The 10537-nt window shown below is 51.0% G+C and carries 12 protein-coding genes; 11 read left to right on the top strand and 1 reads right to left on the bottom strand.

Annotated elements, in window-relative coordinates:
• The 6 genes from RBR60_RS08500 to RBR60_RS08475 form a co-directional block, all read left to right on the top strand.
• On the top strand, nucleotides 1-761 hold a 761-nt coding region (locus tag RBR60_RS08500; protein ID WP_320355704.1), incomplete at its 5' end, for an SbcC/MukB-like Walker B domain-containing protein.
• A gap of 313 nt (nucleotides 762-1074) precedes the next feature.
• Nucleotides 1075-1353 carry a metal-sensitive transcriptional regulator gene (locus tag RBR60_RS08495; protein ID WP_320355702.1) on the top strand — a complete coding sequence of 93 codons (279 nt, stop codon included), beginning with the start codon at nucleotides 1075-1077 and terminating at the stop codon, nucleotides 1351-1353.
• A 35-nt stretch (nucleotides 1354-1388) separates the two neighbouring features.
• A complete protein-coding gene (gene dmeF / locus RBR60_RS08490) occupies nucleotides 1389-2351 on the top strand; it encodes a CDF family Co(II)/Ni(II) efflux transporter DmeF (protein WP_320355700.1) in 963 nt (320 codons plus the stop codon).
• A gap of 36 nt (nucleotides 2352-2387) precedes the next feature.
• Nucleotides 2388-2828 (top strand): hypothetical protein, encoded by a 441-nt coding sequence (locus RBR60_RS08485; RefSeq protein ID WP_320355698.1) that lies wholly within the window; start codon nucleotides 2388-2390, stop codon nucleotides 2826-2828.
• A gap of 60 nt (nucleotides 2829-2888) precedes the next feature.
• Nucleotides 2889-3602 (top strand): HupE/UreJ family protein, encoded by a 714-nt coding sequence (locus RBR60_RS08480; protein ID WP_413815454.1) that lies wholly within the window; start codon nucleotides 2889-2891, stop codon nucleotides 3600-3602.
• Between the two features lie 43 nt (nucleotides 3603-3645).
• Nucleotides 3646-4317, top strand: a complete 672-nt coding sequence (locus RBR60_RS08475) for a hypothetical protein (protein ID WP_320355694.1) — start codon at nucleotides 3646-3648, stop codon at nucleotides 4315-4317.
• 291 nt (nucleotides 4318-4608) lie between these two features.
• On the opposite strand, the gene RBR60_RS08470 is transcribed toward RBR60_RS08475, so the two are convergent.
• Complete coding sequence (locus RBR60_RS08470; RefSeq protein ID WP_320355692.1) at nucleotides 4609-5109, bottom strand: DUF3859 domain-containing protein; 501 nt, start codon at nucleotides 5107-5109, stop codon at nucleotides 4609-4611.
• 234 nt (nucleotides 5110-5343) lie between these two features.
• Between RBR60_RS08470 and RBR60_RS08465 the strand changes: the two genes are divergently transcribed.
• From RBR60_RS08465 to RBR60_RS08445, 5 genes are all read left to right on the top strand, one after another.
• Nucleotides 5344-5709, top strand: coding sequence for a hypothetical protein (locus RBR60_RS08465; protein WP_320355690.1), 366 nt, complete (start codon nucleotides 5344-5346; stop codon nucleotides 5707-5709).
• A gap of 13 nt (nucleotides 5710-5722) precedes the next feature.
• The gene (locus RBR60_RS08460) at nucleotides 5723-6958 is read left to right on the top strand and encodes a DUF3322 domain-containing protein (RefSeq protein WP_320355688.1); all 1236 of its coding nucleotides are present in this window, start codon (nucleotides 5723-5725) and stop codon (nucleotides 6956-6958) included.
• A gap of 143 nt (nucleotides 6959-7101) precedes the next feature.
• On the top strand, nucleotides 7102-7866 hold the full coding sequence (locus RBR60_RS08455) for an enoyl-CoA hydratase/isomerase family protein (protein WP_320355686.1): 765 nt from the start codon (nucleotides 7102-7104) through the stop codon (nucleotides 7864-7866).
• A gap of 253 nt (nucleotides 7867-8119) precedes the next feature.
• Nucleotides 8120-8551: a MarR family transcriptional regulator gene (locus tag RBR60_RS08450; RefSeq protein WP_320355684.1), complete on the top strand. Its 432-nt coding sequence runs from the start codon at nucleotides 8120-8122 to the stop codon at nucleotides 8549-8551.
• Between the two features lie 230 nt (nucleotides 8552-8781).
• Nucleotides 8782-10488 carry an acyl-CoA dehydrogenase family protein gene (locus RBR60_RS08445; protein ID WP_320355682.1) on the top strand — a complete coding sequence of 569 codons (1707 nt, stop codon included), beginning with the start codon at nucleotides 8782-8784 and terminating at the stop codon, nucleotides 10486-10488.
• The last annotated feature ends 49 nt before the right edge of the window (nucleotides 10489-10537 follow it).

Genomic DNA, 10537 nt, shown 5'->3' with positions numbered 1-10537 from the left:
CCCTCCGGGAGGTGGCCCAGTTTCAGTCCCAGCTGGCCCGGGAGCGGGAAATCATCCGGGAGAGGCTGGACCGGCTCAACGAGTCCTTGAAGAAAATTGATTACAATCCGGGCCGCTATATCCTTCTGGAAGCCAGACCTTCCCAGGATGCGGATATCCGGGATTTTCAGGCCGGTCTGCGGGCCTGCACCGAAGGCAGCCTCAGCGCGGAGCCGGAAGATCCCCATGCGGAACAGCGCTTTTTGCAGGTGAAAGAGCTGATCGAACGTTTCCGGGGCAGGGAGGGCCAGAGCGAGATGGATCGGCGCTGGACAGCCAGGGTCACGGACGTGCGCAACTGGTTTGCCTTTGCCGCCAGTGAACGCTGGAAGGCGGATCACAGCGAGCATGAACACTATGCGGATTCCGGTGGCAAATCCGGCGGTCAGAAGGAAAAGCTGGCCTATACGGTTCTGGCCGCAAGCCTTGCCTATCAGTTTGGTCTGGAATGGGGGGCGGCCCGTTCCCGCTCCTTCCATTTTGTGGTGATTGACGAGGCCTTTGGCCGGGGCTCCGATGAGTCCGCCACCTACGGTCTCACCCTCTTTGCCCAGCTCAACCTCCAGCTCCTCATTGTGACCCCTTTACAGAAAATCCATGTGATTGAACCCTTTGTGGCGGGTGTGGGCTTTGTGCATACCCGGGAGGACGGCAGAAAATCCCAGCTCCGGAACCTTTCCATTGAGACCTACCGGGAAGAAATGAAGCGGCATCGGGCATGAAGGATTAAACGATAAAGGACAGGGCATGGACGGATCTTGGGGATGTGCGTCAGAGGGTTCAGAAGCTCTGGGACGGTAGGCATCCTGGTTAAAATTGTAGATCGTCCCGGCACTGATGGGGATACCCATCTGATCCAGAAAATGGTCTTTAATCCGAAAACATATAGTAGGATTTTATTTTTAAAAGAAAAGATATGGGTTTTTGGAATGGGTGTCCTGTGGTTACCTGTTGTTACAAAAACCGTTTGACATTATGCCGAAATATAGGGCATAGGGGTATGCACTACTTGACGGCTCTTGAGAGGGAAAATGCATGGCTCTTTGTGGAACAGATCAGGACAAAGAAAGATTGATTAAGCGACTAAATCGGATTGAAGGTCAGATACGGGGATTGTCCGGCATGATAGAGAACGATCGTGACTGTATCGAAGTTCTTCGGCAGGTGGTTTCCGTTTCAGGTGCCATTCGAGGTGTCTGGACTCAAATCGTCGGTGACCACATCAAAGGCTGCATACAAAATGCAAGCATTCAGGATGGTAATAGCGACCAGCTTATCGATGAACTGGTCGAGCATCTTGGAAAAATCAGATAATGTAAAAACCCATAACTATTTAAAGGTTTTGTATTATGCATGAGGAAATGTTGAAGCAGATACGCCATGAACATAATTTCAATGGCGTTACCCAGGAGAATGAAAAGAGAACACTGCAAGTTATAATTCTGACCGGATTCATGATGTGTGGTGAAATTATTGCCGGGGTTCTTACCGGATCAATGGCTCTTTTGGCAGACGGCTGGCATATGGGAACCCATGCCTTTGCGCTGGGGATTACTTATTTTTCATATATTATGGCAAGAAGGTTTTCAGGTTCTTCAAAATTTGGTTTTGGAACCGGAAAATTTGGCATTCTCTCTGCCTACACAAGTGCATTATTTCTGGGTGGCACTGCGATTTATATGATGGTCGAGTCGGTTGAGCGTTTCATTCATCCTGTATCCATCGCTTTTGATGAAGCCATTCTTGTCGCAATTCTTGGGCTTGCGGTAAATATTCTCAGCATATGGATGCTTCATGGAAAAGATGAGCATCATCACGACCATAGCCATCATCATGACCATGATCACCACCATCACCATCACCACGATCATAATCTTCGGGCCGCCTATTTACACGTGGTTGCGGACGCATTGACTTCTGTTCTTGCAATAGTCGCCCTTGTAACGGGTAAATATTTCGGATGGGTGTTTCTCGATCCTGTTATGGGGATTGTCGGTGGTGTCCTGATTGCAAAATGGGCGTGGGGATTGCTTCGCAGCAGCGCTTTCATATTGCTTGACGGTAACGGCAACAAAGATGTCCATGAAGCGGTAGTCACTGCTATTCAGTCTGACGGAGACAGTGTGGTTGGGGATCTTCACATCTGGCCACTTAATTCAAATGATTTTGCAGCGACGATTACAGTAGTGACAAAAGAAAGCAGAACCCCATCCGATTATTGCTCTCGACTTTCACATATCGCCAGCTTAAAACACACGACAATTGAGATTCATAACTGTACCAATCAGCTTTGCGCTTGTAGTCAGAGCTGATGCCGGTTTGTCAGTTGAAATAGTAATTTGGATATCATGACTCTTTTGTTTCGACATATGAGAACAAAACATTTCCTGGCGCTGTTGTTGCTGGTGGTCTTCCTGTGTGTGCCACTCAGGCAGTCTTCCCATGTACATCACCAACATGGTTCTGAAGACGCTGAGCGTGCTTTCGGTTCCCACGTTTTGGTGCTCCGGCTCCTGGATGGAAATTATAATGATGCAAAATCACACGGTGAACACAGTCACGATCTGCCCGATAAAACCGCACATTTGTATAAATATCAGACCGGCTGGAAAACTTTTCGAGGCAAGGCGGATGACGATAGTAAATTAAAGATGCCCGCAGCAATCTGTGCTCGGGACACCGCTATTCTCACTCCAGAAGTCAGCACTATCCACGCACCCTATGTCATGGGGGTCAGCAAGGTTTGGATTGACGGTTGCACACCCGCTCGCGCCCCACCTGTTATCTGATAGTCTTGCCTGATCTTTTCATTTTATTCTTCCAAATAAATGTTTCTCAAAAGGAACGCTATGAAAAAATTCGATACCCACTTAGTCGGGGGCGGCCTGACGTGGTGCTTTGTACTGTTGGCGCTTGTCTTGCTTGGTGCGGTCGATGCACTCGCCCACGGTGTGACAGCAGGTGACAAAGGATATATTCAGGAAATCAGCGGTGCCATGACTCTGCCGTTTATTTATCTCGGGGCCAAGCACATGGTCACCGGGTATGATCACATCCTCTTTCTCTTTGGGGTTATCTTCTTTTTATATCGCCTCAAGGACATTGGCATTTACGTCACTCTCTTCGCTGTGGGACACTCGGTGACGCTGATCGCCGGGGTTCTGATGAACGTCAGCGTCAGCGCCTATCTCATAGATGCTATCATTGGTTTGTCCATCGTTTACAAGGCACTGGACAACATGGGGGCGTACCAGCGCTGGTTCGGTTTTCAGCCCAACACCAAGTTGGCTACGCTGATCTTCGGACTTTTTCACGGGTTTGGCCTGGCCACCAAGATTCTTGAATATAAAGTTTCCGCCGATGGTCTGGTGACGAATCTGGTCGCCTTCAATGTGGGTGTGGAGCTGGGGCAGCTTATGGCCCTGGGTCTGATCCTCATTGCCATGGGATACTGGCGGCGTACTAAGGGATTCATGCGTCATGCCTATGGTGCCAACGTACTGCTCATGACAGGAGGTTTTCTTCTCGTGGGATATCAGTTGACCGGCTATTTTGTCTCCTAAATCATGAAACAAATACTTTCAGATAAGAAAAGGATATAAAATCATGCAGCATGCACCAAATTTAAAGGATCTGCCGTCAAGCGCAAAGCTCATCAAGTCCACCATCGTGGCCGCCGTGGTGGCCGTTTTCCTTCTGGTAAGCGCCATTTTGCCAGCTGAGTATGGCATCGACCCAACCGGGATCGGCAAGGTTCTGGGGCTGACCAAAATGGGGGAAATCAAAATTTCCCTGGCGCAGGAAGCAGCGGCGCAGGAAGTAGCGGCGCAGGAAGCAGTGGCGCAGGAAGCAGTGGCGCAGGAAGTAGTGGCGCAGAGCACCGGGGAGCTCGCTGCCACAGAACTCGCTCAAGCAACTCAAAACATTGTACAGAAACCGGCTGAGACGGTCACCGCCCTGCGGAAGGACAGCCTGGAATTAACCTTGGCCCCCAACGAGGGTAAAGAAATCAAGCTGACATTGAACAAGGGGGAGCGGGCACGTTATGTCTGGTACACGGACGGGGCTGCCGTCAATTTTGACGGTCATTCCGATTCCGTCAAGTACAAGATTGATTACAAGAGTTGGCAGAAAGGGCGCTCCCAGCGTGAAGAAGGGGAGCTTGTAGCTGAGTTTGACGGAAAGCACGGTTGGTTCTGGCGCAATCGTACCTCAAAACCGATGACGATTACCCTCCAGGTAGAAGGAGAATACTCTGAAATCGATGAAGTTATTTGACCTTTAATTACTTGAATCAAAACGCCCGCAGCTTGTTGCGGGCGTTTTGATTTGTAAGAAAAAAGGGGCTTCTTTTTGCTTTAAATGTTTGTTTTATTTTTGTTAACCATCCTTTTTTTCGAGTAGGGACTTTGATGGTCTTGTTGCACGAGGGCGTTATCCGAATACTGGAGCCATATGATCGAATGAAATTTGAATCTCTGCATATGAACAACAAAAAAATAAAACTCTTTTTCTATTACGGAGTGCTCTGTCACTTAGTTGCATAAAGCGTTGGGCAGTTCCATAGCCTTAGTACGTTGTGACTGTAAAAACCTTCTCGGCAATTTTCTTTTCTCCATCCCAAAACTCAATTGCCCATCTTCCTGGAACCATTTCCCACTCGTGATCGAAAGTAAATGAAACCGTGCCATCTGTGCCAGGCTGTACGGTGACTAAGCGTTCGTCATAAGGGTGTGTTTTCCCCGTTTTGGGATCTCGTAGTCCTGGATATGGGAAACGGATAACTCGACGTAGTGTCCATTCTCTACTGTCCTCAGAACCATCAACGACAACTGAAACTCCAAAATTGGCGCCCCGTTGTAAAGGTATGCGGTCAGTCGTTTTAAGCAATACATGACGAATATTGTTTTGATGGCCTGTAATTTTACTGGGGTTCGTGATGGTTTCGGTTATTTCAACACGGAAAAGACCATATTCCGTTATCCGAAGACTTTTTTCAGCTCCCAATACATTCCATGGCGTCGCTATTGTTAAGAATGCTATCAGCAATGCTTTATGAATTTGATTCACGGGATACCTTTCTTTTAAGTTCAACATAGTATTGTGTGATTCTGCACAACGTCATCTGATTTTCATACTTGACAACCCTCAAGCTGTCAAGTAGTTGTTTTTTTAATGGATAATCTTCTGGATGCTTATGGTCAGCCTCTCTGAGGGCCTTGAGGCAAGATACCAGATGCTTCTGGAAAAAACACCATTCTCCCCAGAGAAAGGTCGTATTATCTGAAGTGGTTCCGTGAGTCCTTGAAGAAAATTGATTACAATCCGGGCCGCTATATTCTTCTGGAAGCCAGACCTTCCCAGGATGCGGATATCCGGGATTTTCAGGCCGGTCTGCGGGCCTGCACCGAAGGCAGCCTCAGCGCGGAGCCGGAAGATCCCCATGCGGAACAGTGCTTTTTGCAGGTGAAAGAGCTGATTGAGCGTTTCCGGGGCAGGGAGGGTCAGAGCGAGATGGACCGGCGCTGGACAGCCAGGGTCACGGACGTGCGCAACTGGTTTGTCTTTGCCGCCAGTGAACGGCGGGGGTGGGCTTTGTGCATACCCGGGAGGACGGCAGAAAATCCCAGCTCCGGAACCTTTCCATTGAGACCTACAGGGAAGAAATGAGGCGGCATCGGGCATGAAGGATCAAACGATAAAGGACAGGGCATGGACGGATCTTGGGGATGTGCGTCAGAGGGTTCAGAAGCTCTGGGATCAGGGCCGGATTCTGGCAAGCCTTGTGGCGGAGGAGCCCCTTTTTCCCCTGCGCATTCCCCTGAAGGGGCCTTCGGCTTCCGAGATGGCCCCGCACTTTTCCGAGCTGCGGGACTGGGTGGCCCGTCTGCGTCAGAATGCCCGTCATTACCGCATCGTGTGGCGAAGGGTGCAGCACAGGCTCCTGGGAGCCAATGACATGCCTGAGGAAATCTGGGTGGACTCCCTGGAAGCGGCCGTAAGTCTGATCGGAAAAGAAAGGGAGGTGGCACTTTTCAGAGCCCTTCTGGACGAAACCCGCAGGGCAAGACCGGAACTTCTCGACTGGCTGGGGAAAAGGCCGCTCAAGGCTCTGGAGCTTCTTCCGGACTGGCCGGGCCTCATGGGAATTCTGGACTGGATGGCCCTTCACCCGAATCCGGGGCTTTATCTGCGGCAGATGGATGTCCGGGGAGTACACAGCAAGTTTGTGGAAGCCCACAGGCTAACCCTTTCCGAGCTTCTCGAACTCAGCAGCCTTCCCGTCCCCCCGGTGGATGCCGGAGCAAGGGGGGCAGGGGGGTTTTGCAGACGCTACGGATTTCTCGAAAAACCTTTGCGGATTCGCTTCCGCATACTGGATGCCTCCTCTGCTGTCTTTTCCTGCATGGAGACTTTGGGGGAAGACCCGGATCTGGATATCACCCTAACGGCAAAGGATTTCAGCCAGCTCCGCCTTGGGGTAAAACGGGTGTTTATCACGGAAAACGAGATCAATTTCTTAAGCTTTCCCTCCGTAAAGGACAGCCTTGTGCTTTTTGGCGCAGGCTACGGCTTTGCCGCCCTGGAGACGGCCTCCTGGCTTCAGCACACAGACCTTTACTACTGGGGCGATCTGGACACCCACGGCTTTGCCATTCTGGATCAGCTCCGGGCCCATTTTCCCCATGCCGCCTCCTTTCTCATGGACAGGGAGACCTTTTTGACCCATGAAGTCTTCTGGGGAACGGAAGCCGCACCGGAAAAAAGGCCGCTTCTGCGGCTTTTACCCGAAGAAGCGGCCCTGTATGGGGATCTTTCTCAGGACAGAATGGGAAAGGCGCTGAGGCTGGAGCAGGAAAGGATTTCCTTTTCATGGGTGAAAATGGCCCTTGAAAGGCTTTTTCCTGAAAAGCAATAAAAAAGAGAATCCCCTTTTGCTGCTTTATCCCTCTTCCGGGTTTTCCCAATATTGACAGCCCTTCGGCCTTTGATTAGTATGCAAGCCTTTTTAAGCGCATTGTCGCACACCCCCATCCGATACCCCCCTTCAAGGAGGCAGTCATGTTCAAGGAAAGCCTGGAAGACGGCATTGTCATTGTGACCTTAAGCCACGGAAAAACCAACTCCATCACCCGTGAAACCATGGAAAAAATGGCCGTGGTGCTGGAAAAAGTGAACACGGATGACGCCATCAAGGGACTCATCCTCACCGGAGAAGGCAAGTTCTTTTCCAGCGGATTCCACCTGCCCACCTTCATCAACTTTAAGGATCACGCCGCAGCCGTGGAGTTCTTTGAGTTTGAGGAAGAATTCCTGCTGAATTTCTTCACCTGCAAAAAGCCCGTGGTCTGCGCCATGAACGGTCACACCGCAGCCATGGGTATGATTCTGGCCATGGCCTCGGATTATCGCCTTGTGACCAACCATCCCAAGGTCAAGCTGGGTATGAGCGAGATCAAGCTGGGGCTGGCCCTTACCGTTGCCGAGCTGGAAGTGATGCGTTTTGGCCTGGATACGGACAAGAAGTTCCGGGATGTCATGTATTTCGGCAACATGATCAACCCGGAAAAGGCTTTGGCCCAGGGCCTGGTGGACGAGGTGCTGGAAGCCGACCAGCTCATTCCCAGGGCCAAGGACGTGATCCGTACCTGGATCGACAACCCCGGTCGGGCTTTCATTACCATGAAGGATACCCTGAAATACGATGCCGCCCAGCGCATCCGCACCAAGCTTGCGGAGCTGGACTGGCGGGGAGGGCTTCACGGCTTCTTTGATCCCAATGTGAAGGCCACCCTGGAGTTTGTTCAGGCCACCATGGAAGGCTGATTTTTTTTAAACAAAAGGGGCGAAAGGGCGCGATAGCGTGCTTTTTGGCCCCTTTTTTCTGGTTCTGCAAAGAGCATTGACAGGTGGTGTACACCATTTTATATGAACGGTGATTTATTCTGAGAATTTCGTCCCGCAAAGGAGTGATCTGAGTTGCCTGCGTGTCGCGTGGACAGAATTTTTTTCGTATTTCCCTGTGTCGGGTACTCCCTTCAGGGGACTCAGCCCTCCAGCCCGATACAATGAAAGGCCAATGATGGAGCTTAAGGATTGTGTGGTGTTTCTCCTGGCGAAAAACAGCCAGGCAGGATACCGATTCTGGGGAAATTACATTGCGGATCTGGGTGTGACCACGGTGCAGGCCATGCTGCTCATCCTGCTGGGACGTGAAGAAGGACAGACCTCCCGGCAGCTGGGAGAGCATACCCAGCTGGACAGCGCCACGGTCTCGGGCATCATTGACCGCCTGGAGGGCTTGCAGCTCATCACCCGCAAGCGCAGCCCCGAAGACCGCCGCGCCGTACTCCTCTACCTCACGGAAGCGGGCCGGGAAAAGGCTCTGGAGCTGGATCGGCGCTTTGAAGAAGCGCACCAGGCCTTTCTTGCGGAGTTCAGCCCGGAGGAACAGGGGCTTTTCCGTCGTTTTTTAAAGCGTCTTCAGGAAAGTCACGGGGGCATGCGCTAGGAAATCTCCCGGACCTCTCGGGGACCCAGAGGGGATTTTATGGATCTGTTTCTGGCGCGACGGAAGAGGGGAATTTTTTTTCTTTTATTCCTTGCGTACAAGGTATTTTTTGCCTTAGGATAGCAAAAGAATTCACCAGGGGCCTCAGGGCTGATATGGTTCGTGTACAAGCCTTTCAGATCCGGCGGCCTTTTTCCATGGATACCCACCACCAAAAAGGGAGCTGGCGCATGATCCTCTTTAATCCCAGGCTGCACAACCGCAAGTACGCCGACGAAAAAACCCGGAAGATGATGCAGGCCATCATTGACCACTTTGAAGCCAAGGGCCTCAAAAGCATCAAAAAAGACTGGCACGAAAAAACCTGGAACCATGAATTCGTCAAATTCATGAAGGAAGAGCAGGTTCTCGCCACCCTCATGACTCCCGCAGGCTACGGTGCGGAAGACTCCCGCTGGGACACCTACAGAAACTCCGTTTTTGCAGAAATTTCCGCTTTTTACGGCATCACCTACTGGTACACCTTCCAGGTGTCTATGCTGGGCCTCGGCCCCATCTGGATGGGCTCCAACGAGGAAATCAAGCATAAAACCGCAAAACTCCTTCAGGACGGCGAGGTGTTCGCCTTTGGTCTTTCTGAAAAGGAGCATGGGGCAGACATCTACTCCTCGGACATGATGCTCTACCCTCAGGAAGACGGTACCTACAAGGCCAATGGGGACAAATACTATATCGGTAATGGCAACGAGTGCGCCATTGCCTCCACCTTCGGTAAGGTTGCGGGCACGGACGACTATGTCTTTTTTGCCGCCAATTCCAAACACCCCAATTATGAGTGTGTGAAAAATACGGTCAATGAGCAGAACTATGTGGCCGAATATGTGCTGCACGATTATCCCATCACCGATGCGGACATCATGGAGCGCGGCCCTAAAGCCTGGGACAACATGCTCAACACCATCAACGTGTGCAAGTTCAACCTCGGCTGGGGTGCCATTGGCATGGCCACCCATGCCTTCTATGAAGCCATTGACCATGCGGCCAACCGCAACGTCTATGGCAAGTTTGTAACGGATTTTCCCCATGTGAAGCGTCTTTTCACCGATTCCTACACCCGCCTTGTGGCCATGAAGGTCTTTTCCGAACGGGCCATTGATTATATGCGTTCTGCCAAGGCCGATGACCGCCGTTACCTCCTCTACAACCCCATGGTGAAGATGAAGGTAACGACCCAGGGCGAAGAAGTGATCAACATGCTCTGGGACATCATTGCGGCCAAGGGCTTTGAAGCGGAACCCTTCTTTGAGATTGCGGCCCACGAAATCCGCATGCTGCCCAAGCTTGAAGGCACTGTGCATGTGAACATGGCCCTCATCGTCAAGTTCATGAACAATTTCCTCTTCAATCCTGCGGAATTCCCCAAGGTGCCCAAGCGGGATGATGTGGTCAATGACGATTTCCTCTTTGATCAGGGCCCTACTGCGGGTCTCAGCAAGGTGCAGTTCCATGATTACAACCTTGCCTACAAAAATGTGGATCTGCCCAATGTGAACGTCTTCAAGGAACAGATCAAAAGCTTCAAAAAATACCTGGTGGAAGCCACGCCCGACAAGAATCAGGCCAAAGACATTGATTATCTTCTGGTTCTTGGCGAGATTTTCTGCCTTGTTCCCTATGGTCAGCTCATCCTCGAAGCCCGTGAATTCTGGCCCGAGCTGGATGATAATCTGATTGAGGAAATCTTTGATTTCATGATCCGGGATTTCAGCAAACACGCCACCACCCTTTTCACGAAGCCTTCCAATACGGACAAGCAGAGGGAAATGGCTCTCGCCATGATCAAAGCGCCTGCGGCCAATCCGGAACGCTTCAATAAAATCTGGACAGAGCAGGTCTACAGCCTCAAAGGGCAGTATAAGATGCGGGACCAGGAATAATTCCCCATCTTTATTTTGACAGCATAAAACGCCGGAAACCTTGAAAAAA

The organism is Desulfobotulus sp. (assembly GCF_034006065.1).
Taxonomy (GTDB): Bacteria; Desulfobacterota; Desulfobacteria; order Desulfobacterales; family ASO4-4; genus Desulfobotulus.
Note: the sequence above shows the minus strand (reverse complement) of the source record. Positions and strands in the feature narration are given on the sequence as shown.